General features: G+C 55.6%; 17 protein-coding genes. 1 reads left to right on the top strand and 16 read right to left on the bottom strand.

Features of this window, described 5'->3' with window-relative positions; all coding sequences use genetic code 11:
• Window positions 1-24: 24 nt before the first annotated feature.
• Genes AC07UY_RS19090 through napF form a run of 15 tightly spaced genes read right to left on the bottom strand, consistent with a single transcriptional unit; the run spans window position 25 to window position 12163 of the window.
• Window positions 25-1074, bottom strand: a complete 1050-nt coding sequence (locus AC07UY_RS19090) for a cytochrome c-type biogenesis protein CcmH (RefSeq protein ID WP_494661304.1) — start codon at window positions 1072-1074, stop codon at window positions 25-27.
• On the bottom strand, window positions 1071-1628 hold the full coding sequence (dsbE, locus tag AC07UY_RS19085) for a thiol:disulfide interchange protein DsbE (RefSeq protein ID WP_301698322.1): 558 nt from the start codon (window positions 1626-1628) through the stop codon (window positions 1071-1073). Before dsbE ends, AC07UY_RS19090 begins: the two co-directional genes overlap by 4 nt.
• Window positions 1625-3568, bottom strand: a complete 1944-nt coding sequence (locus AC07UY_RS19080) for a heme lyase CcmF/NrfE family subunit (RefSeq protein WP_494661305.1) — start codon at window positions 3566-3568, stop codon at window positions 1625-1627. Before AC07UY_RS19080 ends, dsbE begins: the two co-directional genes overlap by 4 nt.
• Window positions 3565-4044 carry a cytochrome c maturation protein CcmE gene (gene ccmE, locus AC07UY_RS19075; protein WP_490470286.1) on the bottom strand — a complete coding sequence of 160 codons (480 nt, stop codon included), beginning with the start codon at window positions 4042-4044 and terminating at the stop codon, window positions 3565-3567. Before ccmE ends, AC07UY_RS19080 begins: the two co-directional genes overlap by 4 nt.
• Entirely contained in the window at window positions 4041-4253 is a 213-nt protein-coding gene (ccmD, locus tag AC07UY_RS19070; RefSeq protein ID WP_192612838.1) for a heme exporter protein CcmD, read from the bottom strand. Before ccmD ends, ccmE begins: the two co-directional genes overlap by 4 nt.
• Window positions 4250-4987: a heme ABC transporter permease gene (locus tag AC07UY_RS19065; protein ID WP_192612839.1), complete on the bottom strand. Its 738-nt coding sequence runs from the start codon at window positions 4985-4987 to the stop codon at window positions 4250-4252. Before AC07UY_RS19065 ends, ccmD begins: the two co-directional genes overlap by 4 nt.
• A 41-nt stretch (window positions 4988-5028) precedes the next feature.
• Window positions 5029-5688: a heme exporter protein CcmB gene (gene ccmB, locus AC07UY_RS19060; protein ID WP_192612840.1), complete on the bottom strand. Its 660-nt coding sequence runs from the start codon at window positions 5686-5688 to the stop codon at window positions 5029-5031.
• The gene (gene ccmA / locus AC07UY_RS19055; RefSeq protein ID WP_494661306.1) at window positions 5685-6311 is read right to left on the bottom strand and encodes a cytochrome c biogenesis heme-transporting ATPase CcmA; all 627 of its coding nucleotides are present in this window, start codon (window positions 6309-6311) and stop codon (window positions 5685-5687) included. The genes ccmB and ccmA overlap by 4 nt, the downstream gene beginning before the upstream one ends.
• 14 nt (window positions 6312-6325) lie before the next feature.
• Window positions 6326-6928, bottom strand: coding sequence for a cytochrome c-type protein NapC (gene napC, locus AC07UY_RS19050; protein ID WP_192612841.1), 603 nt, complete (start codon window positions 6926-6928; stop codon window positions 6326-6328).
• A 9-nt stretch (window positions 6929-6937) separates the two neighbouring features.
• A complete protein-coding gene (gene napB, locus AC07UY_RS19045; protein ID WP_192612842.1) occupies window positions 6938-7387 on the bottom strand; it encodes a nitrate reductase cytochrome c-type subunit in 450 nt (149 codons plus the stop codon).
• Window positions 7384-8247 carry a quinol dehydrogenase ferredoxin subunit NapH gene (gene napH, locus AC07UY_RS19040; protein WP_494661308.1) on the bottom strand — a complete coding sequence of 288 codons (864 nt, stop codon included), beginning with the start codon at window positions 8245-8247 and terminating at the stop codon, window positions 7384-7386. Before napH ends, napB begins: the two co-directional genes overlap by 4 nt.
• Window positions 8234-8929, bottom strand: coding sequence for a ferredoxin-type protein NapG (gene napG, locus AC07UY_RS19035; RefSeq protein WP_203360618.1), 696 nt, complete (start codon window positions 8927-8929; stop codon window positions 8234-8236). Before napG ends, napH begins: the two co-directional genes overlap by 14 nt.
• A gap of 6 nt (window positions 8930-8935) precedes the next feature.
• Window positions 8936-11422, bottom strand: coding sequence for a nitrate reductase catalytic subunit NapA (gene napA / locus AC07UY_RS19030; protein ID WP_203360617.1), 2487 nt, complete (start codon window positions 11420-11422; stop codon window positions 8936-8938).
• The gene (gene napD / locus AC07UY_RS19025; RefSeq protein WP_162379194.1) at window positions 11419-11682 is read right to left on the bottom strand and encodes a chaperone NapD; all 264 of its coding nucleotides are present in this window, start codon (window positions 11680-11682) and stop codon (window positions 11419-11421) included. Before napD ends, napA begins: the two co-directional genes overlap by 4 nt.
• Window positions 11672-12163, bottom strand: a complete 492-nt coding sequence (gene napF, locus AC07UY_RS19020; RefSeq protein ID WP_203360616.1) for a ferredoxin-type protein NapF — start codon at window positions 12161-12163, stop codon at window positions 11672-11674. The genes napD and napF overlap by 11 nt, the downstream gene beginning before the upstream one ends.
• 409 nt (window positions 12164-12572) lie before the next feature.
• On the opposite strand from napF, the gene eco reads away from it, so the two are divergent.
• Complete coding sequence (gene eco, locus AC07UY_RS19015; RefSeq protein WP_203361236.1) at window positions 12573-13070, top strand: serine protease inhibitor ecotin; 498 nt, start codon at window positions 12573-12575, stop codon at window positions 13068-13070.
• Window positions 13071-13703: 633 nt separating this feature from the next.
• On the opposite strand, the gene AC07UY_RS19010 is transcribed toward eco, so the two are convergent.
• The gene (locus AC07UY_RS19010) at window positions 13704-13967 is read right to left on the bottom strand and encodes an RHS repeat-associated core domain-containing protein (protein ID WP_494701764.1); all 264 of its coding nucleotides are present in this window, start codon (window positions 13965-13967) and stop codon (window positions 13704-13706) included.

The raw sequence follows: 13967 nt of genomic DNA, 5'->3' as shown, positions 1-13967 counted from the left end.
GCTGCTTATCCGGCAATCCGCCGATTACTCTGCCTGGGGCGACAGTTGCTGCATCGCCTGTTTAATACTGCGTTCAAGCACCGCCCTGCGCGTATCGTTGGCAGGCAGTAATTTCAGCATCATCTCCCAGGCCGCCACCGCCTCACCATACCGCTGCTGCTCAAAAGCATTAAACGCATACATGCTCAGCACGCGGACGTTAGCATGGTCGCTTCTCACCAACTGGCGCAGCAACTCGCCCCCCTGACGATTATCATCAGGATCGGAAGAGCGCGTTAACGCTTCTGCATAACCCAGCGCCGCGTCACTGTTTTTAGGATCCAGCCGGTAGGCGTTGGCATAGGCTTGCGTCGCCGTGCTGGCGTTTCCCAACACCATGCCGATGCGCCCAAGCATAATCCAGCCTTCGGTATTACCCTCATCGCTTTGCAGGCGAGTACGTAAGCCCAGCGCCAGACGCGTCATCTCTTCTTCATTGAGCGGCTGAGCTTTCGGATCCAGCGCACGTTCTAGCAGAGCTGGCGTTTGTGCGGTGGCCTGTTGCCAGATTTTCACCTGTGCATAATTGCCGGTCTGATAATAACTGACCGCCCCTACGACAATGGCAATCACAATCCCAGGAATGTAGATACCAAACCCGGCACGCTTCTCTCCAGTGGGGAGTTCGTCAGGAAATGCTTCCCGTTTCAATCGTACACGGCGACGCGAACGGGCAAAAATAATCCAGCCACCCGCACCGATAGCCACTGCCGGCAGTACCCACAGCAGCAGGGTCAGCGGGGTTAACGGTGGATCGTAGGTGACGAAATTACCGTAACGCGCCACCATATAATCGACGATCTCTTTCTGGCTTTTACCTTCCTGCATAAGCTCGTACACTTTTTGCCGCAGGTCGGTGGCAATCATCGAGTTGGAATCGGCAATGCTGTTGTTCTGGCATTTCGGGCAACGCAATTGTTCGGTGAGCTGACGGAATTGCTGCTCCTGCGCCTCATCCTTAAACTGCATCACATCAATGGTGGCCAGCGCCGAACCGGAGATCACCAGCATCAGCACCCCCAATAAAAATCTCATTGCGCGGCCTCCTTGCTGTATTTTTCCCACAGCGGCTTGATTTCGCTTTCCCACACCCGCGCGTTAAGATCGCCCGCATGACGGTAGCGAATGATCCCCTTACCGTCGATCAGGAATGTTTCTGGCGCACCATACACCCCCAGATCGAGGCCAAGCATACCGTCACCATCAAACAGACTTAGCGCGTAAGGGTTGCCCAGTTCTTTCAACCAGACGATCGCTTTCTGGCGGTCATCTTTATAGTTCAGCCCCACCACCCGGATGCCCTGCGCCGAAAGCTGATTCAGATACTGATGTTCCGCACGACAGGTCGGGCACCAGGTCGCCCAGACGTTAAGCAATACCGGTTTACCCTGCGTTAATACGTCCGCCTGATAATGCTGACCGGGATTCTCCAGCGATTCCAGCCGGAAAGTCGGTACCGGTTTGCCAATCAGCGCCGACTCCAGATTGGTCGGATCGTCACCCTCCGCATTACGCGCCAGTTGCCATAACAGCGCCGCGGCGATGACGAGGAAAATAACAAAAGGTATCAACAGTACGTTGCGCTTCATACAGCCTCCGGCGCGGTGTTACGCGAGCAAGCGCGCTTACGATAACGCGGGTCAAACAGACAGAAAAGCCCGCCCAGCGCCATCAGCAACCCACCCGCCCATATCCAACGAATAAACGGTTTGTAATACAGCCGCACAGCCCATGCGCCATTTTCCAGCTCTTCACCCAGCGCGGCGTACAAATCACGGGTGATCCCGCCATCAATCGCCGCTTCCGTCATCATCGAGCGGCTGCTGTTGTAAAAACGTTTCTCTGCATGGAGCGTCGCTTCCGCTTTGCCCTCTCGCGTCACATCAATGAGGGCTACACCACCGCGATAATTTGGCCCGGTTACCTCTTTCACTTCACGGAACGTAAAGCGATATTCGTGAATATCCACGCTATCACCCGCCTTCATGCGCACATCACGTTCAACGCTGTAGTTCTGGCTAAAGGCAATCCCCACCAGCGTGACCGCCAGTCCGACATGACCGGCCACCATTCCCCAATGGCTGAAGCTCATTTTTGTGCCGCGCGAGATACGCAGCGCCACTTCCGCCATTGCCAGCACAAAAACCCAGCTTGCCATTGCCAGTCCGACGACCGTCATCGCGACAATTTTGTTCTCAAACAGCCACGGTAGCAGTAGTGACAGCACCAGGGTGGTGACAAAGGCGATAATAAGTAACATCTTGATTTTACGCGGTCTGTCACGGCCCCAGCGAACCAGCGGCCCGATCCCCAGCAGCAGCGCGAATGGCGCCATCAGCCAGGTAAACATGGTATTGAAGAACGGTTCTCCGATGGAAATGCTGCCCAGCCCTAACTGTTTATGCACCAGCGGCAGCAGCGTACCCAATAACACCACCAGCATGGCGGCAATAAGCAGCACGTTGTTGCCCAGCAGCAGTGACTCGCGCGACCACAGGGCGTTATTTACCCGCGAGCGCACCTTGTGTCCGCGCGTGGCGAACAGCAGCAGCGAGCCGCCAATCACCAGCACCATAAAGGCGAGGATGAACATCCCGCGGGAAGGATCGGAGGCAAACGCGTGAACAGAGACCAGTACGCCTGAGCGCACCAGGAAAGTCCCCAGCAGACAAAGCGAGAAAGCGCAGATCGAGAGCAACAGCGTCCAGGCTTTAAAACTGGCGCGCTGTTCCGTCACCGCCAGCGAATGCATCAGCGCGGTGCCCACCAGCCACGGCATAAATGAGGCGTTTTCTACCGGATCCCAGAACCACCAACCGCCCCAGCCCAGTTCGTAATACGCCCACGCGGAGCCCAGCACAATGCCGAGCGTCAGGAAAACCCACGCGGCCAGCGTCCAGGGGCGGGAGAAGCGAGCAAAAGTGCTGTCCAGACGCCCGCTCATCAACGAGGCGATAGCAAAAGCAAACGCTACCGAGAAACCCACGTAGCCCATATATAACAGCGGTGGATGGAAAATGAGGCCCGGGTCCTGCAACAGCGGGTTTAGATCGCGCCCTTCAATGGGGAAGTCCGGTAATGTACGGGCGAAAGGATTCGAGGTGAACAGAATAAACAGCAGAAAACCGACGCTAACCATGCCCATAACCGCCAGCACGCGAGCGACGATATCCAGCGGCATCCGCTGGCTGAACAGCGCCACCGCAAACGTCCAGCCGCTCATCAACAACACCCACAGCAGCAGCGAACCTTCATGCGCGCCCCAGGTGGCCGCCACCCGATACCAGACCGGCAGTTGGGTGTTGGAATTACTGGCCACGTAGGTCACGGTAAAATCGTTCACCACGAACGCATTCACCAGCACCATGAAAGCGCCCATGACGCAAATAAACAGGAGCCATGCGAAAGGTCGCGATGACGCCATCATCCGCACATCACCGCGCGCCACACCCCACAGCGGGTAAATCGAGAGCAATAACGCCACGCCAAGCGCCAGGCACAGCAGCGCGTTGCCAATCTCAGGCATCATGATGCTTTATCCTTGTAGACGCTTTCCGGGCGGCGATGGTTTTCCTGCATCGCTTTTTCAACCTCTGGCGGCGTGTAGTTTTCATCATGTTTGGCCAGCACCTCTTTTGCCTGAACATGATTGTTTGCCCCCAACGTTCCCTGTACCACGACCCCCTGCCCTTCGCGGAACAGATCCGGCAGAATGCCTTCGTATGTAACATCCACCACGCCTTCGGCGTCATAAATGCTGAAGTTAACTTTGAGCGAATCCGGGGCGCGTTTCACACTTCCCGGCATGACCATTCCGCCGACACGCAAGCGCTGGCCAACCTCCGGCAACTGTTGCGTTTCACGCTTGCCGTAAATAATCTCGCCCGGCGTGTAAAACAGGTCGATGTTGGAACGCAGCGCATACAGCACCAGCGTGATGGTCAGCGCCAGACCGCCCAGTACGGCAACGGCTATCCACAACCGATTTTTACGTCGAATATTCACGCGACCTCCTGTTGCGTCCGCACCGCCTGCATTCGGGCTTCGCGCGCGTTCTGTTGCGCCACGCCGCGTAAAATCGCCCGGTGTTGTAAGACGGTATGTAGCACCAGTCCCCCCAGCGAAATCAGCGTCATCACTACCGCCAGCCAGACATAAAAGGCGTAACCGCCCATCGCGAAGAAATCACTCCAGGATGCAAATGCGCTGGTCATTGGCGGCCTCTTTTTAATATCAGTTCGCTCACCCACGGGCGGCGTTTTTCCATCATCAGAATCAGGTTGCGCATACGCATCAACGCCAGAGTCATAAACAGCAGCAGATAACCCACAATCGCCAGACGAAGCGGGGAACGCATCGCCGGATCAATACTTTGTTGCATGCGCGTCGAACCTTGATGCAGCGTGTTCCACCACTCCACCGAGTAATGAATAATCGGTAAGTTAACCACGCCAATCAGTACCAAAATACCTGCCGCACGCCCGGCCAGACGGCGATCGTCAAACGCATGCCACAGCGCAATAACACCAACATAGAGAAACAGCAGCACCAGCTCTGAGGTGAGTCGGGCATCCCATACCCACCAGGTTCCCCACATCGGTTTGCCCCATGCGGAACCGGTGACCAGCGCAATAAAGGTAAACACGGCACCAATCGGCGCCATCGCAGCCACCGCCAGGTTGGCCATTTTCATCTGCCAGACCAGGCCGATAAACGCGGCAACCGCCATTGAGGCATAGATCCCCATCGACCAGATCGCCGCAGGCACATGCAGATAAATAATCCGGTAGCTCTGTCCCTGCTGATAATCCGCCGGAGCAAAGCCGAATCCCCAGATCCATCCCGTCGCCAGGGCCACCACGGTGGCGATAGCCAGCCACGGAACAAAATAGCCACAGATCTGATAGAGCCGTGGCGGGATCGCAAGTTGATGAAGTGTTTTCCACATAATTCAGTCACCAGACTCAAACAAAACAGAGAAAAACTGCGTTACTGCATACTGATGCGTAACGCTGCCGCCGTCGCAAAAGGACTTAACGTCGCACTGCCTGCCAGCAGCGCGCCGAGGATCGCCATGTATCCCTCAACAGGTAAATGCATGGATGCCGCATCCATCGCGGCGGTTGCAAAAATTAATAATGGGATCGTCAGCGGCAGCACCAGCACGCTCAGCAGCACGCCGCCGCGCTTGAGTCCTACCGTCAGCCCCACCCCCGGTGCGCCGAGAAAGCTCAGCGTCGGCGTCCCCAGCAGTAACGTCAGCGCCATGATTTTCCAGCCGTAGATGTCCATTCCCAACAGCAACGCCACCAGGGGGGAGAGGATCAGCAACGGAAGTCCCGTCACCATCCAGTGCGCCATCACTTTGGCCAGCACCACCGCCGGTAACGGCAACGGCAGCAGCATCAGCTGTTCAAGGCTGCCATCCTGTAAGTCGTCGCGGAATAAGCGCTCCAGCGCCAACAGCGAAGAGAGCAACGCAGCCACCCAAATAATGCCAGGCGCAATGCGCGCCAGCAGCTGCGGCTCCGGGCCAATACTCAACGGGAACAGGGTGATGACGATCAGAAAGAACCATAATGGATTGGCAATTTCCGCACTATGACGGAACGCAACCCGCAGTTCGAGACGGAAAATTCGCCACATCATTGCCCTACCCTCTCACCGGTCAGCGCAATACGGCGGATCCTGTCGGTGTCGACATTCATCGGCTGATGGGTGGTCAGAATCACAATCCCACCCTGCCCGGTATGATGCGCCATCCGCTGCGTCAGGCGTTCCACGCCGTTCACATCAATGGCGGTAAAAGGTTCGTCGAGGATCCAGAGTTTGGCCCGGGTGAGCCAGAGACGCGCCAGCGCGACGCGGCGCTGCTGTCCGGCAGAAAGTTGATTAACGGGAATGTCTTCGTAGCCAGCCAGTCCGGCCTGCGCGAGAGCTTCCAGGCACTGTGCGACATCGCCATCCTGATGAAAAAAACGCAGGTTTTCCAACGCCGAAAGCCGGGTTTTGATCCCCGGCTGATGTCCGATCCACAGCAGATCCTGATGATAGCTGTCCCGCACGTTGCGTAATGGTTGCTCTTGCCAGTAGACCTCCCCGGCATCAGGGCGAGCCAGCCCGGTAAGCAAGCGCAGGAGCGTGGTTTTCCCTGCACCGTTGCCTCCGGTAATTTGTACCCATTCCCCGGCCTTCACGCGAAACGACAGTCCGCTGAACAAAATTCTGTCGTCTCGCTCGCAGAGGAGTTCTCTGGCTTCAAGTATTCCCACTCATCAACATCCTGTTAAAAGCCTGGTTTAACGTCGCGCATATCCGGGAGTTTATGCGCTATACCTTTGTGACAATCGATACAGGTTTGCCCTTCTTTCACGGCCTGGTCGTGCATTTTAGCCGCAACGCCTTTCTGGGCCGTTAAATCCATAAACTCGAAGTTGTGGCAATTGCGACACTCTTGCGAGTTGTTGTCTTTCATCCGCCGCCACTCATTTTGCGCCATGGTCAGTCGGTGATCTTCAAACTTCTGCGGGGTGTCGATGAGACCAAATGCCTTTGCATACAGCTCTTTACTGGCCTTGATCTTACGGATCATTTTCGGACCCCACTCGTGTGGGACGTGGCAATCAGGACACGTTGCCCGCACGCCGCTGCGGTTGTTGTAGTGTACGGTTTCCATATACTCCTGATAAACCGTATTACGCATTTCGTGGCAGCTAATGCAGAACTCTTCGGTGTTGGCTTTTTCCATACCGGTGTTGAAACCGCCCCAGAAAATAATGCCGCCGACAAAACCGATTAACAGTAACGTGCCCAGCGCCAGACGGCTGGGTCGACGCCACCATTGCCAGACGCGCTTAATGACACCCGGTTTACGGTTAGAATTTTCCATAATGACCTCTTATTTCCCGTAACCTTTCGAGGGCGTAAACGTATTTTCAACAATCGGCGCTGCGTCTGCCTGCGGTACGTGGCACTGCAAACAGAAATAGCGGCGCGGCGCGACTTCACCTGATACTTTGCCGTCGCTATCCATAAAGTGCGTCGGGCTGATACGCGGCGCCCCCGTGGTGCGATAGCTTTCTACACCGTGACATTGCAGACAGCGGTTGGTGTTGGTGGTTACCTGGTATCCGTCCACGCTGTGTGGAACCATAGGGGGCTGATTGACATAGTTCAGCGGCAGGCGTTCCTGCTCTTTAGGCATACGAATCGCCCCTTCCTGCGTCCCAGACACTTCTGGCGACTGGCTCAGATCTACTCCGTTTGCTGCCCAAACCGCACTACTGACCACCAGGGCCAGCCCGGCCGTCCACTGACACAGCGCTTTAATCAGGTCATGGCTTTTCATGATTTCGCTCCCGAACTCCATCGTGTTGTTATTGTAAAAACGTCCTCAGAACAGACATCCACGCAACGACCGCAGGTCATGCAGTCGCGGCTGGTGACCTGCACCGGGCTTTGCTCATCCAGCACCGGCGCACGTAGCACATGCGGTTCCGGGCAAACATGAAAACAATCCATACAGCGGTTACATTTCTGTCTGTCTTTCGCCGCAACGGTCAGCGCGCCTTTGCTTCCCAGCACGCCATACAGTGCGCCTAAAGGGCAGAGATGCCCGCACCAGCCGTGTTCAACGACCAGTAAATCAAATAAAAACAGAGCGATAATCAGCAGTGCGCCACTACCAAATCCCATCACCAGGCTTCGTCCCAGCAGAGAAACCGGGTTAATCCATTCCCACAGTAGCGTTCCCGTCAGAGCCGATCCGACCAGCACCACAACCAGAAGCACGTACCGTATATGACGAGGAAGGCTCGCGGACTGATTCAGGTCAAACCTTCTGCGTAGCCAGTTAGCTAAATCGGTAACGGGGTTCAGAGGGCAGACCCAACTGCAAAATAATCGCTTTCCAGCAAAGGCATACAGCACCGTAATGATCACCGCCCCGGTCAGCGCAACCGTGGCGGGCAAATGTCCGCTGGCCAGGCTTTGCAAGGCTATCAGCGGGTCGGTCAACGGGATGGCGTCGAACAGCAAACTGCTGCTGTAGTTGCCGTGGAGGATCCACACGCCCAACCACGGGCCGCTCAGAAACATTCCCAGCACCAGCAGTTGACTCACGCGACGGAAAACCAACCAGCGATGACTGCGCCACCAGCCTTTTTTCACCCGGGCTTCACGTCCGGCATCACGTTTACGATTTGCCATCGTTCCCCTCCAGCCAGCCGAAGCGGTAGTGGTGACCCAACTCCCCTTTCGCCAGCGACAGCGGCAATACTTTTATTGCCGGTTGCTCCAGGACACAGACTTTTTCGCACTTACCGCAGCCCGTGCAGGCGTCGCTGTGAACGGTAGGAAGGAAACGCGCATGCTTGCCTGTGCGCATATTGCGCTCCAGTTCCAGGGTGATCGCCTCATCGATTTTCGGGCATTCGCGATAGCAGACGTCGCAACGCAATCCCTGAAAGTTGAGGCAGTTTTCCTGGTCCAGCAATACCGCCAGCCCCATGCGGGAATCATCAATTGAGCGAATCTCCCGGTCCAGTGCCCCACTCGGGCACACTTTGGCGCACGGAATGTCTTCACACATTTCGCAGGGGATATCGCGGGCGACGAAATACGGCGTCCCGGCGGCCAGCCCGGAGGCCAGCGTCGCCAGTTTTAGCGTGTCATACGGACACGCCTGAACGCACTGCCCGCACCGCACACAGGCGCTGGCAAACGCGTTTTCAGCAATGGCGCCCGGTGGTCGCAACCGCACGCCCGTTGCGCGTGCGGTTTGCTGCTGTAACCCCAGCACCACGCCAACAGCAGCCAACCCGCCCGCTGCGCGAACCATATCGCGCAGAAAGCGGCGGCGGCCATTTTGCGATTTCGCTGACCGGGACATACCGAATTACACCTTCGCCAGTTTCACTGCGCACTTCTTGAAATCCGTCTCTTTGGAGAGAGGATCCGTCGCATCCAGCGTCAGGTTATTCACCAACTGTGCGGCATCGAAGAACGGCATATACACCAGTCCCTGCGGCGGACGGTTACGTCCACGCGTTTCGACAATCGAGATCACCTCACCACGACGGGAGACGACTTTCACTTTGTCACCGCGACGCAGGTCACGGGCTTTCGCATCCAGCGGATGAATGAACAGCACCGACTCCGGGAACGCACGGTGCAACTCAGGCACACGACGCGTCATACTGCCGGTGTGCCAGTGTTCCAGCACACGACCAGTAGAAAGCCACAGGTCGTACTCTTTATCCGGCGCTTCCGCCGCAGGCTCAAACGGCAGCGCGAAGATCACCGCTTTGCCATCCGGCTTGCCATAAAACTTGTAGCCTTCACCCGCTTTCACATACGGATCGTGACCTTCGCTGTAACGCCACAGCGTCTCTTTCCCGTCGACTACCGGCCAGCGTATACCGCGTGCTTTGTGATAATCATCGAACGGGGCGAGATCGTGACCGTGTCCGCGACCAAACCAGGCGTACTCTTCAAACAACCCTTTTTGCAGGTAGAAACCCAGCTCGCGGGATTCATCGTTGAGTTGATCTTCTGCCAGCTCTGTCAGTGGGAATTTGCTTACCGCGGGGGTAGCGAACAGCACGTCATACAACGTTTTACCGCGCAGTTCCGGTTTCTGCGCCAGCAGCGCTTCCGGCCAGACCTCTTCGGTTTTGAAACGACGTGCGAACTGTACCAGTTGCCACAGGTCAGATTTCGCTTCACCCGGCGCTTTAATCTGCTGACGCCAGAACTGAGTACGGCGCTCGGCGTTGCCATAAGCCCCTTCTTTTTCGACCCACATCGCCGTCGGCAGGATCAGGTCAGCAGCCAGCGCGCTGACGGTCGGGTAAGGATCGGAGACGATGATGAAGTTACGCGGATCGCGCCAGCCCGGCATACGCTCTTCGTTGATGTTCGGTCCGGCCTGCATGTTGTTGGTACACATCGTCCAGTAGACGTTCAGCTTGCCGTCTTTCAACGCACGGTCCTGCGCCACCGCGTGCAAACCGATTTTGGCCGGAATGGTGCCCGCCGGGATCTGCCAGTGTTTCTCACAGATATCACGGTGTTTCTCATTGGTCACCACCATATCCGCAGGCAGACGGTGGGAGAAGGTCCCCACTTCACGGGCGGTACCACAGGCAGAAGGCTGACCGGTCAGAGAGAACGGACCGCAGCCAGGTTGCGAAATTTTTCCGGTCAGCAGGTGCAGGTTGTAGACCAGGTTGTTGGCCCACACGCCGCGCGTGTGCTGGTTAAAGCCCATCGTCCAGTAGGAGATGACTTTCTTCTTCGGATCGGCATACAGCTGCGCCAGTTGTTCCAGCTGATCTTTCGGCACGCCGGTCATTTCAGCGGTTTTCTCCAGCGTGTACTCCGCGACGAACGCTTTGTACTCGTCAAAGCTAATCGGCTCAGAGGCGTCGGAACCCGGGTTTTTCGCCGCTTTCTCCAGCGGATGGGTAGGACGCAAACCGTAGCCGATGTCCGTCGCCCCTTTGCGCAAGTTGACGTGTTTGCTGAAGAAATCCTGATTAATGGCGTCGTTCTGAATAATGTAATTCGCGATGTAGTTGAGGATCACCAGATCGGTTTGCGGTGTGAACACCATACCGTTATCGGCCAGCTCAAAACTACGATGCTGGAAGGTGGAGAGCACGGCCACGCTCACATTGGGATCGGACAAACGACGGTTGGTAATGCGCGACCACAGAATCGGGTGCATCTCCGCCATATTGGCGCCCCAAAGCACAAACGCGTCGGCCTGTTCGATATCGTCATAGCAGCCCATCGGCTCATCCATACCGAAGGTACGCATAAAGCCCACCACCGCCGACGCCATGCAGTGACGCGCATTCGGATCGATGTTATTAGAGCGGAAACCGGCTTTGAACAGTTTCGCCGCCGCGTAACCTTCCCAGACGGTCCACTGACCGGAACCAAACATGCCTATCGCTTCTGGCCCTTTCTCTTTCAGAGAGGTTTTGAATTTCTCTTCCATGATGTCAAAGGCCTGGTCCCAGCTAATCGGGGTAAACTCGCCTTCTTTATTGTACTTGCCGTCTTTCATACGCAGCATCGGCTGCGTTAAACGATCTTTTCCGTACATGATTTTCGGCAGAAAGTAGCCCTTGATGCAGTTAAGCCCGCGGTTAACCGGCGCTTCAGGATCACCCTGACACGCGACAACGCGCCCCTGCTGAGTCCCCACCAGCACGCCGCAGCCCGTTCCGCAAAAACGGCACGGCGCTTTGTCCCACTTGATGGCTTCCTGCTGACCGACCACGGCGCGGGCAACGCCCGGCACGCTTAGCCCGGCAGCCGCCGCAGCGGCCGCAACGGCGTTAGCTTTCATAAAGCTACGACGACTGAGTTTCATGGTGTTTCCTCACCTTGCTCATCCTGCTGGTGATAAACCAGCGACACCGCCAGCACGCCTGCAACGTTGCGTACCGACTCAATTGTTTGCATCAGCGTTTCGCTGTGTTCTGCTTCTACCACCACGATCAGCTGACCGCTTTCCACATCGCTGAGGGCGACTTCACAGCCAGAAAACTGCTGTAATTGCGCGCTGATATCGGTGATATGCTGGCTTTTCGCCTGAACGACCAGGCTACAAACCTGCCAGTTAGTGTGCATGGTTGTACTCCGCATTAATGGCTGACACTGGGCAGCTGGCGACACACGCCCCGCATCCACTGCATGCCTGATTGTTAAGTTGCGGTTGATAAATGCCCGACAGCGTGGGGCGAAACGTGATAGCCATAGGTTCACAGCTATCCTGACAGCGATGACACTCAACAGACTGATATGCCAGGCAATCTTGCCCAAGGGTAAAATTCAGATCCCAGGCCCTGGTGTGGCGCGGAAGAAAAAGAGATTCGGTACAGGCTTGCGCGCAGGCATAACAAAAGCTGCACTCGCCCTGTTTGAAATTTACGCTCGGGTAGCCGCCCTGGCCTCGCTGCAGGATGCCGTTCTCACATGCCTGAATGCAGGCGTCACAACGGATACAATGTGCCAGAAAGTGTGAGACTTCCCCGCTCCACGGCGGACAGATCCCGTTGCTGGCTTTGCGCCAGGCGCCTGTCAATATGCCGCGACGGGATAAATCAACCATGACATTGTCCTTCCATAACGACGCTTACTCAGGAGAGTGAACGACAATAAAAACCGCATTTTTTATGAGTCGTTATTTTTACGTGTACGATATTTCAGGATGTGATCGAGGTGCATACCCCGATGGGGGTAAATGCTGTTGCCGGATCAAAAGAGTGTCGGATTGCCGTGAGGTAATGTGCTTTTGCTCACATTTCAGTAGGTTATCTTTCAACCACCAGCCGTAAACACAAAAACAGAGATTTATCTTATTTAAATTATTCATATCAGCATATAAATCTGGATTATGAATAAACCACTCATCAATACACTTAAAATATAAGTAAATTTAGATTAATAAGAATTGTGAATGTGTTACGCTGCGCGAAATCGTTCATAAGCGAGAAAAAGGAAATAGTGTGAACAATAAAATGAAGACCCTCGTTCCTGCGGTACTGTTGGCCGCTTTCGCCAGTACTTCTGCATTGGCAACCACGCAAGAGACGAATTCTCAGCCACTGGAAAAAGTCGCGCCGTATCCTAAGGCCGAGAAAGGTATGAAACGTCAGGTTATCCAACTCACGCCTGAGCAGGATGAATCTACCCTCAAAGTAGAACTGTTGATTGGTCAAACGCTGGAAGTGGATTGCAACCAACATCGTCTTGGCGGCCAACTGGAAAGCAAAACCCTGGAAGGCTGGGGCTACAACTACTACGTTGTCGATAAAGTCACGGGCCCTGCTTCAACCATGATGGCCTGCCCGGAAGGCAAGAAAGAGAAAAAATTCGTCACCGCCTATTTGGGTGATGCCGGGATGCTGCGCTACAACAGCAAACTGCCTATCGTGGTCTATACCCCTGAAAACGTGGAAGTGAAATACCGTATCTGGAAAGCGGACGAAAACGTTCAGAACGCGGTAGCGCGTTAATGCGTTTGTCTCAGAGATAAAAAAAACCTGCCGAGGCGTAACACCGTTCGGTTAAGCAAAATGATCGGTTGAACGATCCTGCAGGCAGACGACAATAGCCCTATCAATTATTTTCTGATGGGGCTTTTTTATGCTTTCTGATCTGGCTTGATGAGTGAACGGTAATGGCTTTCTGCATCAGCCTGTCGCCGTCTCAGCCGTAGATCGTGGTGTCACTCTGGTGGTTGCACACCTCCGTTTTGCTGATACGTCTGCCGAACGGGTCGTAGCTGTAGGTCGCACGGATGATGGCTCCCGACGGCGTCTATTTCTCGTAGCCCGTTAACCGGTGCAGCAGATCGTAGTGGTAAAATATTTCTCCCGCTCATTGCTCTTTTTAATCAGGTTGCCCCACGCATCGTACTCATACTACCAGACGGCGTCTTTTGCCGGCCGGTTGTCGAATTGCTGTCGTCCTTCCCCGTCCACCCGGTTGCCCGCCGGGTCATACCGGTATACCGCGCTGAGACCCGGCTGTACCGCACTGATTAAACGTCCGTTTTCATCGTAGCCGTACTGACGCTCTGCACCGGTGCCGGTGAGTTGCCCCTGGATGTCGTACCGGTAGTCCAGAGTCTCACTGTCGGTGACGCGTTACGCAAGCTGTCCTGCTGCCGTATAGTGTTGCTGCTCCCGGTTAGACCCGAACATCCGCTCCGCTTCCCGGTGGCGTCTGTCCCGCGTCAGCCCTAACGGATCCTGAGTGATATATCTTCCCTGCTGCGGATCATCGTACCGGTGCCGGTTATAGTGCACCCCCGACTCCTCGTCATACCTCTGGCCAGGTAGTCTCTTGTCAGAAAAAGATCCGCCCGTGCTTGCATCGGGGAGGTGTCCATATAAGCTATTTAGCCGCAA

The sequence above is a fragment of the Citrobacter sp. GW821-FHT02E08 genome (genome assembly GCF_059421685.1).
The sequence above is the reverse complement of the archived record's forward strand: the minus strand, read 5'-3'. Positions and strand labels throughout refer to the sequence as shown.